Origin of the sequence: Exiguobacterium sp. s146 (genome assembly GCF_018618415.1) — a bacterium.
Classification (GTDB): domain Bacteria; phylum Bacillota; class Bacilli; order Exiguobacteriales; family Exiguobacteriaceae; genus Exiguobacterium.
Window position 1 is genome coordinate 200,699 of record NZ_JACSMA010000003.1, and the last position, 19,309, is coordinate 220,007.

At 53.4% G+C, this 19,309-nt stretch carries 15 protein-coding genes; 9 read left to right on the forward strand and 6 right to left on the reverse strand.

Annotated features, from left to right (window positions below; genetic code table 11):
* Positions 1-42: 42 nt before the first annotated feature.
* The gene (locus tag KNP83_RS11545) at positions 43-429 is read left to right on the forward strand and encodes a VOC family protein (protein WP_214762596.1); all 387 of its coding nucleotides are present in this window, start codon (positions 43-45) and stop codon (positions 427-429) included.
* Between the two features lie 96 nt (positions 430-525).
* Positions 526-1,326: a formate/nitrite transporter family protein gene (locus tag KNP83_RS11550; protein WP_214762597.1), complete on the forward strand. Its 801-nt coding sequence runs from the start codon at positions 526-528 to the stop codon at positions 1,324-1,326.
* A gap of 53 nt (positions 1,327-1,379) precedes the next feature.
* Here KNP83_RS11550 and KNP83_RS11555 read toward each other — a convergent pair whose 3' ends face one another.
* Entirely contained in the window at positions 1,380-2,843 is a 1,464-nt protein-coding gene (locus tag KNP83_RS11555; RefSeq protein WP_214762598.1) for an alanine/glycine:cation symporter family protein, read from the reverse strand.
* Positions 2,844-3,264: 421 nt separating this feature from the next.
* On the opposite strand from KNP83_RS11555, the gene KNP83_RS11560 reads away from it, so the two are divergent.
* Complete coding sequence (locus KNP83_RS11560) at positions 3,265-4,245, forward strand: hypothetical protein (RefSeq protein ID WP_214762599.1); 981 nt, start codon at positions 3,265-3,267, stop codon at positions 4,243-4,245.
* Positions 4,246-4,297: 52 nt separating this feature from the next.
* Here the strand turns inward: KNP83_RS11560 and KNP83_RS11565 are convergent, their stop codons facing one another.
* The 5 genes from KNP83_RS11565 to KNP83_RS11585 all read right to left on the reverse strand — a co-directional run bounded on the left by KNP83_RS11565 (position 4,298) and on the right by KNP83_RS11585 (position 7,708).
* Positions 4,298-4,465, reverse strand: a complete 168-nt coding sequence (locus KNP83_RS11565; RefSeq protein ID WP_021067950.1) for a hypothetical protein — start codon at positions 4,463-4,465, stop codon at positions 4,298-4,300.
* A 1-nt stretch (position 4,466) separates the two neighbouring features.
* Positions 4,467-4,670, reverse strand: a complete 204-nt coding sequence (locus KNP83_RS11570) for a YwbE family protein (protein WP_021067949.1) — start codon at positions 4,668-4,670, stop codon at positions 4,467-4,469.
* Positions 4,671-4,734: 64 nt separating this feature from the next.
* Entirely contained in the window at positions 4,735-5,067 is a 333-nt protein-coding gene (locus KNP83_RS11575; protein ID WP_214762600.1) for a hypothetical protein, read from the reverse strand.
* A 47-nt stretch (positions 5,068-5,114) separates the two neighbouring features.
* Positions 5,115-6,812: a glycoside hydrolase family 13 protein gene (locus tag KNP83_RS11580; protein WP_483297898.1), complete on the reverse strand. Its 1,698-nt coding sequence runs from the start codon at positions 6,810-6,812 to the stop codon at positions 5,115-5,117.
* A gap of 140 nt (positions 6,813-6,952) precedes the next feature.
* Positions 6,953-7,708: an alpha/beta hydrolase gene (locus KNP83_RS11585; RefSeq protein ID WP_214762601.1), complete on the reverse strand. Its 756-nt coding sequence runs from the start codon at positions 7,706-7,708 to the stop codon at positions 6,953-6,955.
* A gap of 390 nt (positions 7,709-8,098) precedes the next feature.
* On the opposite strand from KNP83_RS11585, the gene KNP83_RS11590 reads away from it, so the two are divergent.
* From KNP83_RS11590 to KNP83_RS11615, 6 genes are all read left to right on the forward strand, one after another.
* Positions 8,099-11,605, forward strand: a complete 3,507-nt coding sequence (locus tag KNP83_RS11590) for a chitobiase/beta-hexosaminidase C-terminal domain-containing protein (protein ID WP_214762602.1) — start codon at positions 8,099-8,101, stop codon at positions 11,603-11,605.
* A 110-nt stretch (positions 11,606-11,715) separates the two neighbouring features.
* Positions 11,716-12,921, forward strand: coding sequence for an NAD(P)/FAD-dependent oxidoreductase (locus tag KNP83_RS11595; protein WP_214762603.1), 1,206 nt, complete (start codon positions 11,716-11,718; stop codon positions 12,919-12,921).
* A gap of 50 nt (positions 12,922-12,971) precedes the next feature.
* A complete protein-coding gene (locus tag KNP83_RS11600) occupies positions 12,972-13,634 on the forward strand; it encodes a hypothetical protein (RefSeq protein WP_214762604.1) in 663 nt (220 codons plus the stop codon).
* Positions 13,635-13,744: 110 nt separating this feature from the next.
* Positions 13,745-15,829 (forward strand): alginate lyase family protein, encoded by a 2,085-nt coding sequence (locus tag KNP83_RS11605; protein ID WP_214762605.1) that lies wholly within the window; start codon positions 13,745-13,747, stop codon positions 15,827-15,829.
* 109 nt (positions 15,830-15,938) lie between these two features.
* Complete coding sequence (locus tag KNP83_RS11610; RefSeq protein WP_214762606.1) at positions 15,939-17,948, forward strand: catalase; 2,010 nt, start codon at positions 15,939-15,941, stop codon at positions 17,946-17,948.
* A 146-nt stretch (positions 17,949-18,094) separates the two neighbouring features.
* Entirely contained in the window at positions 18,095-19,279 is a 1,185-nt protein-coding gene (locus KNP83_RS11615) for an MFS transporter (RefSeq protein WP_214762607.1), read from the forward strand.
* The last annotated feature ends 30 nt before the right edge of the window (positions 19,280-19,309 follow it).

The following is a 19,309-nucleotide window of genomic DNA, read 5'->3' on the forward strand; positions in this document are numbered from 1 at the left end:
TAAACGGACACATTTGAAACGTCCGACGGAAGGATGAGACCGATGCTACACCATGTCGAACTGTACGTTTCCGATTTAACGAAGAGCCTGAATGCGTGGGACTGGCTTCTCACCGAGCTCGGTTATACCGTCTACCACCAATGGGAAGCCGGGCGCAGTTACCGCTTTGCCGACACGTATCTCGTCTTCGTTCAAACCGAGACCGACTATCTCGAACCTCCCTATCACCGTAAACGGACCGGATTGAACCATCTCGCCTTTCATGCCGATTCGCTCGACCAACTCGAACGGCTGCGTCCAGAACTTACACGCCACGGCTTCAAGGAGCTCTATGCCGACCGCTTCCCTTACGCGGGTGGTCCAAATTATATCGCTTTGTATTTCGAAGACCCAGACCGGATGAAAGTCGAACTCGTGGCAACGATGTGAACGATTACATCGCCACCCCTTAAAAGTTTGTGAAAACAATTGCAAACTTTTGTTAGACCTCCTAGACTTAAGTTGTCTAAAGGAGGTCGTGCTCAAATGGAAAAACAAGCTGTCGACTATATGGAAGAAGCCGCCTATAAAAAAGCGACGCTGTTGCGTCATGCGTTCGGTCACTACGCACTCCGCTCCATCGTCGCCGGGTTTTTAATCGGGATTGGCGTCGTCTTCGCCTTCTCGGTCGGGAATATGTTCATCGATGTACCGGGGACGATGCTGTTTGCCGGAATGAGTTTCTCGGTCGCGCTCGTCTTCATCGTCTGGATGGGTGGCGAGCTGTTCACGAGCAACACGATGTATTTGTATACGGGCGCGAAACGTGGACGTGTCGACTGGCGTGATTTAGCAGCCGTCTGGGGCATCAGCTGGCTCGGTAACCTCGTCGGTGCGCTCATCCTCGTTGCACTCGTCATCGGGGCCCACAGCATGGGTGAGGTCGATGCGGACCATCTTTTGTCGATCGTCGCTGCGAAAAAGATGGGCGGCGAGGCGTTCGCGATTTTCTTAAAAGGAATTTTGTGTAATATTCTCGTCTGTATCGCCATCTTCATGCCGCTGAAAACGAAGAACGATGTCGCCAAAATCATGCTGACGATGCTCCCGGTCGTCGTTTTTTTTGCCGCCGGTTTCGAGCACTCGATTGCCAATATGGGCATCTTCGGGTTCGCTCTCTATTATGTCCCGTCCGAGACGATCAACGTTGGGCTTGCGCTGCATAACCTCTTGTATGCCACACTCGGCAATATCGTGGGCGGCGCCTTATTCGTCGCCGGGACGTACGTCCATTTGAACGCCAAGCCAGCCGAAACGAAAGTCGAATCAATCCGTCAGAACGCATGAAAAAGACAGGGGCCCCGATGCGCAGGGCCCCTGTTGTTGCGTATTGAATGAGATTAACCTTTTGTCGTATCGGCAGCGGCCGCTTGAACTGAAGCTTGTGCAACTTCTTCTTCTTCGACGTCCCAGCACTCTGTGTTCTCGATCCCGAGTTTACGTGCCGAGAAGCGTGGGTTGAGACCTTGGGCGCGCTGTTCTTCGTAGTCACGAAGGACTTTGAAGGCGACACCGCCGAGAAGTGCGATGGCTGAGATGTTGATTAACGTCATACCGGCCATGAATAAGTCAGCCAAGCTCCATACGAAGCCGAGACTCGCGACTGCCCCAATGAAGACGAACGCCATTGTCGCAAGGCGGAAACCAAGAACTGCGTTTTTGCTCTTCTTGATGAACTCGATGTTTGTTTCACCGTAGTAGTAGCTACCTGCGATTGAACTGAAGGCGAACAAGAAGACACTGACAGCGACGAACGCTGGCGCCCATGATCCAATCTGTTCGCTCAATGCGTTTTGAAGCATGACGATTCCTTCTCCGTTACCGGCAGCATAGCTGTCTGAGAGGAGGATGATGGCTGCTGTTGCCGTACAGACGATCAACGTGTCCAAGAAGACGCCGAGCGCTTGAAGGAAACCTTGTTTCGCCGGATGTGAAACTTCAGCGGCTGCTGCCGCGTTTGGTGCCGAACCCATACCTGCTTCGTTCGAGAAGAGACCGCGACGTACACCCATCGAGATGGCTGCTCCGACCGACCCACCGAACGCTTGCTCAAGGCCGAATGCGCTCTGGAAGATCATCGCGAGCACGCCTGGGATTTCTGTGATGTTGACGACGACGACATAAGCGGCGATGGCCAAGTACAATCCAGCCATAATCGGTACAACGATTGCCGAGAAGTTCGCGACACGGTGTACACCACCGAAGATGACCAATCCAGTCAAGACGACGAGGATGGCTCCACCGACGACGGCATCGATGCCGAACGCGTTATCAAACGCGGCCGCGATCGTGTTCGATTGCACCGAGTTGAAGATGAGACCGAACGTCACCGCGATCAAGACGGCGAAGACGATACCAAGGGCCCGGTTGTTGAGTCCTTTTTCAATGTAGTATGCTGGACCGCCACGGTACGCGACGTCATCTTTTACTTTATAGACTTGTGCGAGCGTGCTCTCAATCATCGCTGTCGCTCCACCGAGAAGCGCGACAATCCACATCCAGAAGACCGCTCCTGGTCCACCGACCGTCACGGCGACGGTGACACCTGCCAAGTTACCCGTCCCGATTCGTGTGGCTGCTCCGATGAAGAACGATTTCATTGAACTGATGCTCTTGCTGTCTGTGACCTCCGGTTTTTCAGCGACGACCCGGAACATCTCTTTTAAGTAACGGAACTGCATAAAGCGTGTCCTCACTGTAAAGTAAATCCCGGCTCCGACGAGCGCGACGATGAGAACATACGTCCATAAGATGTTGTTCATGTAATCGACGCTTCCTTGTAACATGCTTTGCACGGCTTCCATAAATAAGTTCCTCCCTGTTGTGTGAATCTAAAGTTGTTTAAAAATTTTATGATGTCTTAGTTCTGAATTATACAAAGATTCTGATAATTGGCAATAATTTTTTTATAGGTCAGTTCACGCAAATTTCATATGTTATATAACAAAAAATGAGTGATAGCTTTATTTAAAGCGCTTACAAAGTTATTCAAAAGAAATAATAAATCTTTATTTCCCTGCTATTTTTTGATGTCCTCATTCAAATTGTTTCAAACTATTCGCTTTGTGAATAGGTTTTAATGTGAATATTGTCTGTATCTCTCATCTTAATTGAATTATTTCCCTGATTTTCGACTGAACGCTAGTCGACCGGGTAATAAATACATATAGGTGCGCGCCTTCTATAACACCACGTACAGTCATCACGAGGAAAGAAGGGAATGAGATGAAGAAGCATCGAAAATGGTGGTCACTGCTGTTCGTGCTCATGTTCGTGCTGTCGTTGTTGCCAATGAAAGGAGTCGTAGCGGAAGAAAGTAGTCAACAATGGTGTGTGTCGACGACGTCGAGTACAACGATTTATGCGGGACAAAATATTCCAATCGGTACGGTCGATTTTGAGTTTGTCGCCGATGGGTTGAAAATTGTGATTGATTTGAATGATGGGGTCGTGCTGAAAGATGCAGCTGAAAACATTAAAATCGACTTCCGACAACTTCCACCAGCAGGTTCGTTAATACGTGATAATCCAGGCGGATATGATTACAAAACGTATTCGAACGTTGATCCGACACAGTTGCTCATTTCGTATGCAGACCTCGCGTTCTACCTTGGGGTGCCTGTGTCGACCCTTCTATCAGATGGTTTCCAATTCAACGTCTTCCTTCACTTGGATACTATCGTCAATGGTGAAGAAGAGACGGCTTATCCAGGCGACGATCCAGGGCTTAACCCTTGGGTCCGCTATGTCACCTTGACCGTCGAGGAATGTACGCCACCGCCACCACCAATGGACGACTATGATGTGTATACGATCGGCTTTTGGAAAAACACCTTCAACTTCGACAAAGTGACGTTCTCCTATGGCACAACCGTTACCATCAACGGACAAACCTATAGCGTGATTGACGACCGTGAAGCACTCGCCCTGCTCATGGATCCTGCGAAAAAAGGAATGACCGAAGAGAAACGGTTGATCATGCAACTGACGGCCGCAAAAATCAACGTCCTCTTGAATGACGCTGATTTTCTTGACTTCGAACTCGTCTACGCCGTGGACAACAGCGAAGTCGGGTTGACCGTCGGTGAATTGCTCGCCGGCGCGGATGCGGCACTCGCCAGCAAGAACGTTGAACAAATGAAGTATTACCAACAGCTGCTCGACCACTTCAACAATGGCTATTTCATCGGTACGTCACATGACTGAATAAACGTGGAAAAACAAAAAAGGCAGTCGCTCATGTGTGAGCGGCTGCTTTTTAAACGCCTGTCCGTTTCTTCTGGTTGTTCGGCTTCTTCGTCAACTGGTTCGTCAACGGTTTCTGCTTCGTCCCACGAAGTCCTGTCGGCACTTTCGTCTCGTTCTGTTTCTTTTCAGCGAGCTTTTGTTTCATCGCCTCTTGAAAACTTAATTTCTTTTCAGTCATATTATTCACCTCCAGCTTCGATCACTTTCACCCGACCGACCTGTCCATCGCTTAAGCGTACTTTAATGCCGTGCGGGTGACGCGGCGAGTTCGTCAAAATGTCTTTGACGACGCCTGACGTCAACTTCCCACTCCGCTGATCTTGTTTTAGGACAATCTGGACGTGGAGCCCTGGGCGAATGTCCGCGCGTTTCGTGCCATCCATACCCGACACCCCTTTCCGTATAGTCAACCTCTATCATATGCTCTTTTCCCGCGTTTGTCACAATCTATTCCACGATTCCGATTTGTCCGACTGTCTTCGTCAAATAACTTTGGTCGGTCCCGAATCGGTTCGTCACCTGCGCCCAAGCCGTCTCGACATCGACGCGGCCGCGTTCGAACGCAATTGACAAAATCACTCGTCCTGCCTCATTTTGTAATCGAGCCACTCCTTGCAACGCATGAAAGGCACGGGTCAAATCTTGTGCGAATTGGACGTACGCTCCCGTCTGGACCGTCTCACTGACTGGACCATGGGCTAACCGTAAGGTGTCGCGCGACGCTTCCACGATGACGAACACGAACGTCCCCTTATCGTTTCCAATCTCGATGTGATGCATGTTCCTACCTCCTAAAAAGACACCCTCGTCATGAAGGTGTCTTCTCATTATAAACGGTACAATCTTGCTTCGAACGGTCGTAACATAAACGTGTCCGTCTCAATCGTCTCAGGGTCCATCTCGTTCGTCAATACGAGCGTCGCCTTGTCGAGACCAGGCAGCGTCGTCTCGGCAGGGTTCGCCGTCAAGTTGACGATGACATAAAACGTCTGTTGTTCGAACGTGCGCTCATAGGCGAAAACTTGCAGATGATCCGGCAACAAATCGCGGTAACTGCCGTACGTGAACGTGTCTTCCGTCCGTCGGAGACGAATCATTGCCTTATAGAACGACAGAATCGAATGGGCGTCTTTCGATTGAGCATCGACGTTGAGCGTCTCGTACTCCTCATGAATCGGCATCCAAGGCGTCGCCGTCGAGAAACCAGCGTTCGGGGACGCATCCCACTGAATCGGGGTGCGGACGTTGTCACGTGACGTGCCCCACACTTGCTGCATCGAATCGATTTCACTCATTCCGTTGGCGATCCGTTCGAAGTATTCATTTTTCGTCGCTACGTCGTCATAGTCATGGATGGAAGGAAGCGGCACGTTCTTCATGCCGATTTCCTGCCCTTGATAGATGAACGGTGTCCCGTGCATGAAGAAATACATCATGCCGAGGGCGGTCGCGCTCTCACGCCAATAGTGGTTCTCGTCCCCGACGAGCGAGACGGCACGGACCATGTCATGGTTCTCGATATAGAGGGCGTTCCATCCTGTCTCGAGCAGGCCTTGTTGCCACTTGTCAAAGATACGCTTCAACTTGACGACGTCGAGCGGCGCCAGACGGGATTGACGCATGATGTCGACGTGGTCGAAATGGAACGCCATGTTCATCGCCCCGCTTTCCGGTCCCATCCACAAATCGGCCGCTTGTGGCTCAATTCCGTTCGTCTCACCCACCGTCATGATGTCGTACTTGGCGAATGTCGCTTGTTTCATCTCTTGCAGATAGTCGTGGATACCCTCGATGTTCGAATACATCGAGAACGCCGTGACGTACGGTTTCCCGTCTGGAGACGGCAACATCGTCTCAGTTGGCATCTTCTTGATGTGACTGATCGCGTCGACTCGGAAACCATCGATCCCTTTGTCGAGCCACCAGTTGATCATATCGTAGACGGCATCACGTACGTCTTTGTTTTCCCAGTTCAAATCTGGCTGTTTTTTAGAGAAGACGTGCAAATAATATTGCTCGGTCGTCTCATCGTATTCCCACGCCGAGCCCCCAAAGATACTCGCCCAGTTGTTCGGAGGTGCCTCATCCGTTCCGTTACGCCAGATGTACCAGTCCCGCTTCGGGTCGTGTCTCGAACTTTTTGATTCGACGAACCATGGATGCTCGTCAGAGGTATGGTTGACGACGAGGTCCAAGAGCAGCTTCATCCCGCGGGCATGAACGGCCTTGAGCAAGGCGTCAAAGTCTTCCATCGTTCCGAACTCTTCCATAATGTCTTCATAGTCCGAGATATCATAGCCGTTGTCATCGTTCGGCGACTTGTACATCGGACATAGCCAAATCACATCGATGCCAAGGTCCTCTAAGTAATCGAGCTTTTCGATGACGCCGCGGAGATCCCCAATTCCGTCTCCGTTCGAATCTTTGAAGCTACGCGGATAAATCTGATACGCGATCGCTTCTTTCCACCACGTGCGGGTGACCGTTTTCTTCTCCACTTGCTGTCTGCTGACCATCGACTCCATACGACACTTGCCTCCTACGTCTCATCATTTAGATTTATATACTTGAACAGCAATACCTGTTTTGGGTTGAATCTAATCCTACAATAGCACTTGTGCAAGCGTTTGCAAATAATGAGACATAAAAAAATGCAGTCCGGAGACTACATTTTCGGGGCCGTCGCCACTTGTTCACAAAATGCGCCGATGAGGTCGGCCAACCGTTCCCGGTCATGGTCCATCGTCGCCACATGATACGACTGTTCGAGTACTTCCCGTTGTTTCGGGGCTTGAACCATGTCGTACAACCACATCGAATCTTCGGGCGGCACGACGTTGTCGATGGCCGAGTGGATGACGCACGTCGGCACGGTCACTTCGGCCGCCATCGGTCGCACTTCCTCGATGAGCGCGAGCAGTTCACGAATGGCTGACGTCGGCACTTTGTCGTAGACGATCTCAAACACACCCGGTGCACAGATGTCCGGTTCGTCTTCATCGATGAAATGACAGACATCGTCCGTGGCGTGACAGGCATAGCCTGGAACCGACAGCGCCGCATTGATGGTGACGATCGCATCGGCCTGCCCCGCCAAGGCGGCCTTCATCGCCAACGTTCCACCCATCGACTGCCCGACGACGATGACGTGTCGACATCGCTCGCGCAAGAGACGGATGCCGGCTTCCATCGACTCATACCAACAGTGACGCGTCGAACGCCGGAACTCTTCCGGGTCCGTCCCATGTCCTTTGAGCCGAGGCGCGAATACGGTAAACCCTTTCTCCATCAAGGCAATCCCGACATCACGCACACTTTGAGGCGTCCCGTTGAAGCCGTGGCATAACAAGATGCCGATATCATTTCCTTCATAATAAAATGCGCCCGCTCCCGGGATGACCGGATAAGTAATTGTCGTCATTCGTTTCCTCCCTATTCAATCCACAGTTAACCGATACACTTAATTGTATTAATGAATTGTAAGAGTTGAAGGACGTCCCGTCAACCCGATTGCCCTTATGCTCAGTTTTCTTCAAGCCTGTAATCAAACTGTAATATGAACTTCGCAATAAGTGGATTGAGTTCTGACGTCTGCTTGGTTATGTTTAACATGTAGTTGAAAAGTTGGTAAATGATAGTGAAATCCGTCAAACGATGGAGGGAGCACGAATGCGTCTTCCTTACGTCAAGTTGAGTAATGTAAGCGCTATCATTTTGTTTTGACTAAAAGGGGGGGCATCCGCTCAAGCAAGTGACCACACGAACTGGGACATCGTATCGGCCATCTACATAATCAAAGGGAGACTAACACATGGGGAAACCACAAGCACGTTCATTCAAACAAATGACCGGCCTCGCCTTATCAGCCGGACTCATCGTCAGCAGCATGACGCCGATCGCGGCAAACGTACACGCAGAGACGTTGAACGCTTCAGACCTATTCATCTCGGAATACGTGGAAGGATCAAGTAACAACAAAGCGATTGAATTGTTCAATGGAACGAACGCGGCCATCGACCTCTCGGCTTATAAGCTTGAACTGTATGCGAACGGCGGGACGGCTCCAGGCACGACGCTTAACTTGACGGGGACGCTCGAGCCAGGTGGCACGTACGTCATCGTCAACGGCAGCGCGAACGATGCGTTGAAAGCGAAAGCCAACACGACGAGCGGTGTGACGAACTTTAACGGCGACGATACGCTCGTCTTGAAAAAAGGCGACACGGTACTCGACGTCTTCGGTCAAGTCGGATTCGATCCGGGGACAAAATGGGGAACGACGGTCGCTACGGTGGACCAATCGTTAGTTCGGAAAGATACGGTCACGACTGGCGATGCGAACGGCGCGGATGCGTTCGACCCGGCCACTGAATGGAACTCACAACCAATCGATACGTTCACGAACCTCGGCTCGCACACGTTCCAAGGCGTCGTCTACGGCGATGGCGGCACGGTCGAACCACCGGCCCCAGTCACACCGATTTCAATCAGTGACGCCCGTACGAAAACTGAAGGCGAAACGGTCACGATTAAAGGTGTCGTCACGGCGAAACTGGCCAACACAATCTCGATTCAAGATGCGACAGGCGGCCTCTCGGTCCGTCCGACGTCCCTTGCCGTCAACGTCGGTGATGAAGTCGTCGTCACAGGCGCAATCGGTTCATACCGTGAACTCCTTCAATTGAACAACGCCGTCGTCGTCTCGAAACAAGCGGCGAGCGTCCCGGCTGCACAAGTCCTTACCGGCGAACAAATCAATGAGGACGTCGAGTCGGAACTCGTCACCGTGAAGAACGTCAAACTCTCGGGCAGCGGGCAAAACTTGACGGCCACAGATGGTACGAAAGAGTTCGTCGTCCGCGACGAACGCGGCATTCTCGATTTACAGACAGACGTCAACTACTCGTCCATCACAGGGATCGTGCAACAGTTCGATAACACGTATCAAATCATCCCGCGCGACGTCTCGGACACGGTCATCGACGCGTCAGTACTCCGTCCGGCAACAGCGAAGCCGGGTGCGGGCACGTTCGTTGGCCCACAAGACGTGACACTCTCGACGACGACAGCCGGCGCTCAGATTTACTACACGCTCGACGGGTCGGACCCGAAAGTGAACGGGACGCTCTATACGTCACCCGTCCGCATCGAGGATACGAAGACGCTCAAAGTCGCCGTCAAATCAGGGGATGCGTTCAGCGCCGTGACGACGTTCGAATATAAGATCACGGACAAAATCCGCATCCATGATATCCAAGGCGCGAGCCACACATCACCGATGAACGGACAGACCGTCGAAGGCGTCGAAGGCGTCGTCACGTACTCGTTCGTCTCGATGGGTACGACGTATTACTACATCCAAACGCCTGACATGGAAGCCGACCAAGATGCACGCACGTCAGAAGGAATCATCTTGTATGGCGGCCGTTCGATCGCGGGCATCCAGGTTGGTGACCTCGTCAACGTGAATGGTCTCGTCAGCGAGTACGCCATCGAAGGCTACAGCGACCGTCAACAGACGGATATGAAGATGACGCAAATCGATACGCGTAACGGCAGTGTCAGTGTCGTCAAGAGCGGTGTCGCCCTCCCGACGCCGGTGAAGATTGACGCGTCGAACTTGCCGACCGAGTTCATCGACAGCGATGCCCTTGCTGTCTTCAACCCGGACAAAGACGCCATCGACTTCTGGGAGAGCCTTGAAGGGATGCGCGTCGAGACGGGCAACCTCAAATCGGTCTCACCGCAACAGAACGGCGACCTCGTGACCGTACTCGAATCGTCACCGACCGAGACGTTCAACGGCGGCATTCTGTTGAAAAAAGATGATGCCAACCCAGAACGGATTCAATTCCGTCTCGAGCCGAACGCTGCCGCCCGTGATTTCGATGTCGCGACCGGTGACCGCTTCAACGGCCCAATCGTCGGTGTCGTCGGATACTCGTACGGAAACTATAAGATTCAAGCAGGTCTTAATGAGATGAAGGCTGCCTTCGTCAAAGGCGATGCCAAGCGTGAGACGACGTTCATCGAGGCAGAAGAAGATAAATTGACGATCGCCTCTTACAACCTCGAGAACTTCTCGAACAACGTCAAAGAGACGTCGGACGAGAAAGCCCTCAAGCTCGCGAAAGCGTTCGTCGAGGAATTGAATAGCCCGGACATCATCGGCGTGACCGAAGTCCAAGATAACAACGGAGAAGGCACAGGCGATTCTGCGGCCGATCAAAGCTACCAACGCTTGATTGACAACATCGTTTCGATCGGCGGCAAATCATACAAGTACGTCAACATCGACCCTGAGTACAACAAAGACGGCGGCGCACCGAACGCTAACATCCGTGTCGGCTTCTTGTATGACCCGGAACGTGTCTCACTCACAGAAGGCATCCCTGCTGGTGACGCGACGACAGCTGTCGGTTATGAAAATGGCAAGTTGACGCACAACCCGGGCCGGATCGACCCGCTCAACCCGGCGTTCAACAGCTCACGCAAGCCGCTCGCGGCCCAGTTCGACTTCCAAGGTGAGAACGTCGTCGTTATCGCCAACCACTGGAATTCGAAAGGTGGCGACACTGGTTTCTTCGGCTCGAAACAGCCGGTCGTGCTCGGCAGTGAAGTCCAACGGAAACAAATCGCTCAAATCGTCCATGACTTCGTCGCGGACGTGAAGACGGACAATCCGGACGCGAACGTCGTCGCCCTCGGTGACTTCAATGACTTCGAATTCTCGGATGCGATGCAAATCTTCAAAGGCGACTTGATGACGAACATGGTCGAGAAAGTCCCGGCTGTCGACCGTTACTCGTACGTCTATCAAGGAAACTCGCAAGTGCTCGACCACATCCTCGTGTCGAACCGTCTAGCGGCGACGACCGAGATTGATATGATTCACGTCAACGCTGACTTCACGGAAATGTCGGGCCGCGCCAGTGACCACGATCCGGTCCTTGCGCAAATCGACCTCACACCGGAGCCAGAAGTGGAATTGACGCGTTACACGGTCGAGAACAACCCGGCGGCACGTCTCGTGCTCCAAGATGACTTCATTGGCGTGACGATCGGCAAAGGCACGAACTTCAAGAACGGCATCTTCGTACGCGGCGCCTACACGGAATTGACAGGCGATGCGCTTAAAAACATCGTCGTTCAAGTGAAACCGAAAGAAGCCGGTGCCATCATCGACTTCGACGGCGCAACGGTCAAAGAAGTGATCGTCGACGGAACGAACCTTGCGGAAATTCGCGGAGCCGAGAATGTGAAACGAATCAGCTACACGAAAGGCGCATCGGCGAAGACCGTTGTCGTCAAGAAGTAACGTACACCAATCAGGCATGGGCCGCAGACACAACGTCTGCGGCTTTTTGCGTTTTCATTCGTGAAATTCGGGGATTAAGTAGAAGATGCTGATTATCGGAGGATGACGTCATGGAGATGCATAATGGGAATTTATATTGGCCGACCACAGAATCGGAACAGATTGTCTTACAAAAACCGATCAAGAAAGAACGCTACGACGTCCTCGTCATCGGCGCGGGCATGTCCGGGACACTGACAGCCTATACGCTTCACAAGGACGGTGTCGATTTCGCCGTCATCGACCAAGGAAAGGTCGGGGCCGGTAGTACGGCCGCGAATACGGGACTCATCCAATACTCGAACGACATCATGTTGCACGAACTGGCCGACCAAATCGGCGAAGCGGATGCCGTCCGCTTCTATAAACTGTGTGCCGAGGCGGTCGATGCGCTCGATGAGGTCGCCGAGAAGGTCGACGCCAAAGACGTCTATATCCGGCGCGACAGTCTTTGCTTCGCCAGCAGCGAAGCAGATGTCTCCAAATTGAAACGGGAGTATGAGATGCTGACAAAACATGGACTTGCGGCCGAATGGCTCGACCGAGAGGCGTTACAGGAACGCTATCCGTTCGATAAACCGGCCGGCTTGATCACGAACGGCGATGCCGAGGTCAATCCGCTCACGCTCAGCCGTCAGGTCGTCCGCTACTTATCGACCCAAAACGTCCCAATCTTTGAAGAGACGGACGTCACCGAAGTCGTCGCCGACAGAGACGACTGGCTCGTCTTGACGCCGGTGGGAACGTTCAAAGCGGGTCACGTCATCTTCGCGACCGGTTATCGTCCGGCCCCGCTCCTCGACACCCATCGGATCGAGCTCAACCGTTCTTATGCGATTGCGACGAATCCGATTCCTGACTTCGATGAGTGGGCAGGTCAGTCGCTCATTTGGGAGACGAAACGGCCGTACCTTTATTTACGGACGACCGTGGACGGTCGCATCATCGCCGGCGGACTCGATGAAGAAAAAGCTGAGACCCCGCATAGCGAGGCGCTCATTCAAAAACGGGCCGAGCGGTTGCGCCAAGAAGTCGAGGCGTTGTTCCCGATGTATGATTTGACAGTTGAATACGCCTGGGTGGCCCTGTTCGGTGAATCCATCGACCAGCTGCCCTTTATCGGGGAACATCCGGACCGTCCGCACCTCTACTATTTACTCGGATATGGCGGAAACGGCACGGTCTACAGCATGTTAGGTTCTAAAATCTTGAGCGAGTTGGTCCGCGGCATCGAAAATTCAGATGCTCGGATCGTACGATTAAATCGGACACGTTAATCCCCTGACCTCAGGGGATTTTTTCATACATACGCATTGGAGTGAGTAAAATGACAACAAAACAAAAACCAAAATGGGTGTACCGTCTGAGGCGCGGTCTTCTCTTCATCCCTGCCATCGCCTTGACCGCCTACGTCTGGCCGCATGAACCGGCTAAAGAAACGACAGATGACACCGTCACGCAAGCAGAGGCGACCGAAGACGAGCAACGCTATACGATTGAAGCGAGACAGGCCGTGCAAGAAGACGAGGCCGTCCGCTATACGTATGACGTCGTTGTCCACGGACAACCGGATGTCGAGACGCTCCAGTCAATCAGTCAGGATGTGATGGATGAGGTGACGACGCGCGATACGTTCCAAGCCGCCCTGCTCCGCTTCTATGACCACGAAGCCTATATCGGTACCGAATCGCCGCTCGGCGAAGCCGTATTTGCGCCCGAGGGCGATTGGAGCCTGGCAGATACGGTCCAGCCTGGTGCTTATGACGAGATGTCGTTCGGCTGGCAGTTGAAAGAGAAGGAATGGGACGCGCAACTGTCAGACGAGGAAGCACGCATCTGGCAAGTCTGGAATCGCGTCTATGAGGCCGAGCAGTCGGACGATCCTGACTTGAAAGCGAAAGTGACGCGTACCGTCTCAACGAAATATGACCTCAATCCTGAAACAGTCCAACGTATCGTCTTGAAACAAAGTGTCTGGGCCGCATTATAACCTGATTCATCCAGAAAAATAGTGCGAATTTTCCTTTCTTTGGCTAAATATATAATTGTATACTAATTGTATACATGTAACCGTTGAACGGTCGAAGAAAGGAAGACGTTATGAAACGATGGATGCTTTTATGTCTACTGCTGGTGATGATCAGCGCCACTTTGACGCCGCGACAGGCCGACGCCGCATCAAGTTCACCTTATGAGGTGAGTGCGCCTACTGGCACGACGCTCTATCAATTTGTCGGAAAGACGCTCAAGCCGAAAGCAACGTTGCGCGCTGCGAAGCGGTTCAAGGCGCTCAGCACGTCCGGTCATTACTATAAGGTTCAAGACGGCCGAACCATCTATTACGTAAAAAAGCAAGCCGTCACACTAGTGGCGACGAACTTGTCACTGACGACGTTTTCCGGTTCAACCTACTCACGGCTGACGCACGAGTATATGCGCTCGCTCACCCGGGGACAGACGCCTTACTATTACGATGAGTTGACCGCCAAAACGGCCATCGCCCGGGCCGACGCCGCCATGAAAGGGAACTGGTACATCCCGTCCCCGCCCTATCAGTTGCGTGTCCCAAACATCGATACATACCGGTTTGATGTCAGCGTCCCTGCGGTCGATTCGACGTCGTTCAAGTTTCAAATCCATTACTTCACGACGTTGAACCAGTTGACGCAAGCGTACGCCGCCACCGGACGAGACGATTATCTCCGCTACGGCAAACGGATCGTGACGAGTTGGACCAAGCAATACCCGGCCGCGAACTATACGCGCTATCGCTGGCCGTATCACGACCATGGTACCGCCATCCGGACGTTCCACCTGCTCAACTTTTGGAATGAATTCCGCTCGTCCGCAGTGAACACCGACCCAGCGTTCTCGCAGCTGTTCGCCAAAACATTGTATGAACATGCGACACTGCTGGCGACACCGAGCTTTTATAAGCCGAACAACAATCACGGCATGTTCCAAGATATGGCCTTGACCGCCGTCGCGGAGACGCATCGGAGCTTCTATCGTTCCTCAGCCTGGCGCTCTCTCGCGACGAACCGCCTCACGCAACAGTTGAACCATAGCTTGAGCACGGACGGGGTCCATCTCGAGCACTCGCCGTTCTATCAAATCTATCTGTACGACACGCTCGCCCGGTTCAACGACTGGGCGGCTGCCAACCGCTTCGCCCTATCGAGCCGGATGCGTGACGTCAAAGATATGCCGAGCGTGCTGACGTATATGTTGAAACCGAACGGGACGTTGCCGATGTTCGGTGACACCCCGTCCATCACGCACCGCACTGACGCGATTCCGTATATCGAGCGCTATCCGCATTTGACTTACGCGATGACACAAGGGCAATCGGGAAGCCAACCGTCGACACGAGTCGGCAAGCTATCGAACCAGTACGCTTTCTTCCGCCAACATTGGGGCGGCACGGCCGGTCCATTCCGAGATGCCGTCCACGTGATGATGACGGCCGGCTATCACAGCAACATCCATAAGCACGCCGATGATTTGTCAATCGACCTGTACGGCTACGGGCGCGACTTTATCGTCGAGAGCGGACGTTACGCCTATACAAACCGTCCCGAACGCAGCGCCGTCATGAAGGCCGCGGCGCATAACACCGTCCATGTGGCGGGCAAGAGTTTCAACTTGACGCCGAGCAACTTGCGACGAAGCCAAATCACATCGGTCGGGGCCGCGTCGACGCAATGGACGGCCGCAGGCACGAGCGGACTACTCGGAACCGGGATGACCCACACGCGTCGTCTCGCCTACGACCGCGACGGGACGGTACTCGTCTATGATGACATCACCAGCCCGACCACGACCTCGTTCGTCCAGCGGTTCCACCTCGGCACCGGCTTGAATCGCGTCTCGAGCGGCAGCCGGCACGCCATGTATAAAGACAACGAGAACCGATCGATCCATCTGTTGCAACTTAGCGTCGGATCGACGCCGAAAGTCGCCGTCGGTGCGAGTTACGTGTCGTACCGAGACTACGACTGGCAACGCCGCAATCAAGTCGTGACAACGAAGCGTGGCAAACAAGTCGAGTATTTGACACTGATCCATATCGGTGAAAAGACGACGAAAATCACGTCCGCCACGGTTCAGAAGACGTCGCGCCACTATATCGTGCGCTACAAACTGTCGGACGGCAAGACGAAAACCTTATCGATGCTACGTTAACCTCCATTTGAAAAATGGGGGTTTTTTCTCGGTCGGTTAGGGAAAACTCGTACAGTAGGCCAAATTGTGGCTTACAGCGTGTGCACATACTTAAAGGGGAGGCACTAACATGGGGAACAAGAAAGAAGAGCAGTTAAAACAACATACAATTGACAATGAGCAGCAAGCCGGGCTCACAACGAATCAAGGGCTGAAGATGGCAGAGGACGAGTTCTCGCTCAAAGCCGGACGTCGGGGACCGACATTGATCGAGGATTTCCATTTCCGCGAGAAGATGACGCACTTCGACCACGAGCGGATTCCTGAGCGCATCGTGCACGCTCGTGGCGTCGGAGCTCACGGGGAGTTTCAAGTGTATGAGTCGCTCGCCGACTATACAAAAGCCGACTTCTTGAACGACCCGTCGAAAGTGACGCCGGTGTTCGTTCGCTTCTCGACGGTGCAAGGTTCGCGTGGGTCTGGGGATACCGTGCGCGACGTCCGCGGGTTCGCGACCAAGTTCTATACCGACGAAGGCAACTATGACCTTGTCGGGAACAACATGCCGGTCTTCTTCATTCAAGACGCCATCAAGTTCCCCGACCTCGTCCACGCCGTGAAACCGGAACCGCACACGGAAGTACCTCAAGGCGGCAGCGCCCACGACACGTTCTGGGACTTCGTCGGACAGAACCATGAGACGGCCCATATGATCATGTGGGCGATGAGCGACCGGGGTATCCCGCGCAGCCTTCGCATGATGGAAGGGTTCGGTGTACACACGTTCCGCCTCGTCAACAAGGAAGGTAAGGCGCATTTCGTCAAGTTCCATTGGAAACCAAAACTCGGCGTCCATTCGCAAGTTTGGGACGAGGCGCAGAAAGCGCTCGGTAAGAACGCTGACTTCCACCGCGTCGACTTGTACGAGGCGATTGATAAAGGCGATTATCCAGAATGGGAGCTCGGGCTTCAAATCATCGCGGAAGAAGACGAGTTCAAGTTTGACTTCGACATTCTCGATCCGACGAAACTTTGGCCGGAAGAAGACGTGCCCGTCAAACTTGTCGGGAAGATGATGCTCAATCGCAACGTCGACAACTTCTTCGCCGAGACCGAGCAAGTCGCGTTCCACCCGGGCCACCTCGTGCCGGGCATCGACTTCTCGAACGACCCCCTCCTTCAAGGGCGCCTATTCTCGTACACGGATACACAACTGTCACGTCTCGGGGGACCGAACTTCCATCAACTCCCGATCAACAAGCCGGTCTGTCCGTTCCATAACAACCAACGCGACGGCATGCACCAGATGGCCGTCCACAAAGGGCAGACGAGCTACCATAAAAACGCGCTCAACAACAATCAACCCGAGCCGGTCCCGGCCGATCAAGGCGGGTTCGAGCACTATCAAGAAAAAGTCGACGGCCATAAGATTCGGGGGCGGAGCGACAGCTTCCTCGACTTCTACTCGCAAGCGAAGATGTTTTATAACAGCATGACCGACGTTGAAAAAGAGCACATCCAAGACGCCTGCAGCTTCGAGCTCGGTAAATGTGAATCGGACATGGTCAAAGCGAACGCCGTCGACTTGTTGAATCGCATCGACCGTCACCTCGCCACGGTCGTCGCCGACAACCTAGGTGTCGACCTCCCGGCCGAGAACAATGAAGTCGTCTCGGACAAAGCCTCACCGGCGCTCAGCATGGCCAACACGATTGCGAAACCGGACACGAAGAGTGTCGCTGTCCTCTTGGCCGGAGACGTCGATGCCGCGCAAGTGAAGGCGTGGGTCCAAGTGCTCGCCGATCATAAAGTCAACTACAGCCTCGTCGGGAAAAAATCGTATACGCTCGGCGATTTGAAAGTGAAGGAAACGTACGACACGGTCGACTCGAGCCTGTTCGATGCGGCTTTCCTCGTCAGCGCCGCGTCCGCGGTCGAAGACGACGTGCTCGAGTTCATCGAGAACACGTACAAACACTTCAAGCCGCTCGCGTTGCATCTGCATCACGATGAGGTGCTCGACCGTTGCCGCGTGAAGACGAACCAACCTGGCGTCTACACGTTCAAACAACATAGTCTCGACGGTTTCGATACGTTTATCGACGGGATTGCCAAAGGACGGTTCTGGGACCGTAAATAACTGCTCGATGTAACCGATTCGCTGATGCGAGTCGGTTTTTTTGATGGAAATGCGTCTGTTCGGACAAACCCGACTCCTTTTGTTATACTGCTTTAGTTATGTTTATTAACTATTTAGAATCAAACGGATAAGGAGGCGGGCTGCAGATGCAACTGACCGCACAAAAATTATGGACGAAAGACTTCCTCATCATCTCTCTCGTCAACTTCTTCTTAACACTCATCTTCTTTTTACTCATGGTGACCATCGGCGTCCACGCCGTCTCGGCATATGGGGCTTCGACGAGCGAGGCTGGCCTAGTCACCGGCATCTTCATTATCGGGACCCTCGTCGGGCGACTCTTTATCGGGCGCTTAATTGACTCGATTGGACGTCGCAAGACGCTTCTCATTGGCCTGACGTTCTTCACGGCCACGATTTCGCTCTATTTCCTCGACTTTGGCATCGGCTTCTTGTTGTTCACACGCTTCGTCCATGGACTCGGGATGGGACTGTCGAGCACGGCGACCGGAACGATCGTCGCCCAAGTCATTCCCGGTTCTCGAAAAGGGGAAGGCATCGGCTACTACAGCATGAGTTCGACGCTCGCCACCGCCATCGGACCGTTCGTCGGCTTGATCATGAGCCAGTACACAAGCTTCTCCGTCATCTTTCTTGCCTGTTTCGTCATCGGTCTCATCAGTCTCGGGAGCGCCTTATTTGTGAAAGTACCTGAAGCTGACAATCCGCAAGTCGTCCGAGGGTTTTCGCTCGGGGCATTCGTCGAGCCGAAGGCGTTACCGATCGCGCTCATCATCGGCGTCGCCGCCCTCAGCTACTCGAGCGTTTTGTCTTACATCAACTTTTATGCGAGCGAGCTCGATCTTGTCGAAGCGGCGAGCATCTTCTTCCTCGTCTACTCCATCGCCGTCCTCATTTCTCGACCGATTACAGGTCGCCTGATGGACGCACGCGGCGCCAACATCGTCATGTACCCGGCCATCGTCCTCTTCGCCGTCGGGATGCTCGTGTTGAGCCAGGCGAACAACGCCGTCATGCTGTTACTTGCCGGGGCGTTGATTGGACTTGGCTTCGGGAATATCCAGTCCGGGACACAGGCGATTGCCGTCAAAGCGGCGGATCCCCATCGGATGGGTATGGCCACGTCGACGTTCTTTATCGCCCTCGACGCAGGACTCGGATTCGGCCCTTACTTTATCGGCATGCTCATTCCGTTGACCGGTTTCTCGACGCTGTATCTGTTGCTGGCCGGTGTCGTCTTCTTCACCGTGTTCCTCTATTACTTGATGAACGGCCGCCGCGAGCGGGCCGCCATCAAACAAGCTGCCTGACAGGACGTCTCATCGTCCTGTCTTTTTTGG

What these genes read in the sequence shown, in the direction of transcription:
- KNP83_RS11545 (WP_214762596.1), top strand. Translation starts at nt 43, where the DNA reads ATGCTACACCATGTCGAACTGTACGTTTCCGATTTAACGAAGAGCCTG.
- KNP83_RS11550 (WP_214762597.1), top strand. Translation starts at nt 526, where the DNA reads ATGGAAAAACAAGCTGTCGACTATATGGAAGAAGCCGCCTATAAAAAA.
- KNP83_RS11555 (WP_214762598.1), bottom strand. Translation starts at nt 2,843, where the DNA reads ATGGAAGCCGTGCAAAGCATGTTACAAGGAAGCGTCGATTACATGAAC.
- KNP83_RS11560 (WP_214762599.1), top strand. Translation starts at nt 3,265, where the DNA reads ATGAAGAAGCATCGAAAATGGTGGTCACTGCTGTTCGTGCTCATGTTC.
- KNP83_RS11565 (WP_021067950.1), bottom strand. Translation starts at nt 4,465, where the DNA reads ATGACTGAAAAGAAATTAAGTTTTCAAGAGGCGATGAAACAAAAGCTC.
- KNP83_RS11570 (WP_021067949.1), bottom strand. Translation starts at nt 4,670, where the DNA reads ATGGATGGCACGAAACGCGCGGACATTCGCCCAGGGCTCCACGTCCAG.
- KNP83_RS11575 (WP_214762600.1), bottom strand. Translation starts at nt 5,067, where the DNA reads ATGCATCACATCGAGATTGGAAACGATAAGGGGACGTTCGTGTTCGTC.
- KNP83_RS11580 (WP_483297898.1), bottom strand. Translation starts at nt 6,812, where the DNA reads ATGGAGTCGATGGTCAGCAGACAGCAAGTGGAGAAGAAAACGGTCACC.
- KNP83_RS11585 (WP_214762601.1), bottom strand. Translation starts at nt 7,708, where the DNA reads ATGACGACAATTACTTATCCGGTCATCCCGGGAGCGGGCGCATTTTAT.
- KNP83_RS11590 (WP_214762602.1), top strand. Translation starts at nt 8,099, where the DNA reads ATGGGGAAACCACAAGCACGTTCATTCAAACAAATGACCGGCCTCGCC.
- KNP83_RS11595 (WP_214762603.1), top strand. Translation starts at nt 11,716, where the DNA reads ATGGAGATGCATAATGGGAATTTATATTGGCCGACCACAGAATCGGAA.
- KNP83_RS11600 (WP_214762604.1), top strand. Translation starts at nt 12,972, where the DNA reads ATGACAACAAAACAAAAACCAAAATGGGTGTACCGTCTGAGGCGCGGT.
- KNP83_RS11605 (WP_214762605.1), top strand. Translation starts at nt 13,745, where the DNA reads ATGAAACGATGGATGCTTTTATGTCTACTGCTGGTGATGATCAGCGCC.
- KNP83_RS11610 (WP_214762606.1), top strand. Translation starts at nt 15,939, where the DNA reads ATGGGGAACAAGAAAGAAGAGCAGTTAAAACAACATACAATTGACAAT.
- KNP83_RS11615 (WP_214762607.1), top strand. Translation starts at nt 18,095, where the DNA reads ATGCAACTGACCGCACAAAAATTATGGACGAAAGACTTCCTCATCATC.